At 27.8% G+C, this 820-nt stretch carries 1 protein-coding gene and 1 pseudogene; both read right to left on the bottom strand.

The genetic code is table 11. The features are described 5' to 3' along the window. Nucleotides 1-345: 345 nt before the first annotated feature. Entirely contained in the window at nucleotides 346-597 is a 252-nt protein-coding gene (locus tag TY19_RS00695; RefSeq protein ID WP_042278966.1) for a hypothetical protein, read from the bottom strand. A 10-nt stretch (nucleotides 598-607) separates the two neighbouring features. Next, nucleotides 608-820 (bottom strand): annotated as a pseudogene (locus TY19_RS00690) (cysteine--tRNA ligase); the annotation flags it as partial.

Raw genomic sequence — 820 nt, 5'->3', positions numbered from 1 at the left:
TTTATTTACATCTAAATTTTATTTCGACTTAGTTATTTGCAACTTACATTAATTAATATAAAATTTTAATATTTACAATTACTTGTTAGTCCTAAGCATGTCATGCTTGACGCCGAACTTGAGTAATGGTTCATTTTGTCCAACCCTTAATAATATAACTTTAATTTTTTTGTATATTTTTGTATCTCTCTCATAGCGATATCTAATACAAATAAAAAATTTTTTCTAATATTAAAATAATTTTTACAAATTTTATTTTATTGTATTTCTTTTAAAATTTTAAAAAATTTTGCTATTTATAAGAAGGAGGTTTTATATCAATTAATTGCTTTATTGTTAACCTAGTTATGGTTTTTTCAAGCTTTCAGCCAGCTTAGCACCATGAGGAGTAATTGAAATATCAGTTACATTTTTCTTTTTAATAAAATTGGCTTGAGCAAGTAAATTGCAAATCGTATCCACAGCAGTTTTTTGAAGACCCGCTAATTTTCCAATCTGATAACGATCTATAGGATCTTCTATTTCTGCTTGTTTTAAAGCTTCTTCATAAAGACGCATTATAAACATTTCATCTTTTGTTCTTGCGCGATCGGACATTTTTATTTCCTTATTGTTTTTTTAATCTGGCACCTTGAGGAATGTCTTCAATCAAATAGCCTCTTTGATGAATGAAATCACGTAATTCATCGGAAAGCGTCCAGTTCTTCTCTTGTCTCACCTGTTGCCTTTTAGCAAAAGCTTCTTGTAAATCTTCTGGAATACTTTCTTCTCTTTTATCAAATGTCAATACGCCTAAAATAGTATCAAATTTTTTCATAAG

This window comes from Candidatus Protochlamydia sp. R18, assembly GCF_000648255.1.
Classification (GTDB): Bacteria; Chlamydiota; Chlamydiia; order Chlamydiales; family Parachlamydiaceae; genus Protochlamydia; species Protochlamydia amoebophila.
This window is presented reverse-complemented; position numbering and strand designations above follow the sequence as displayed.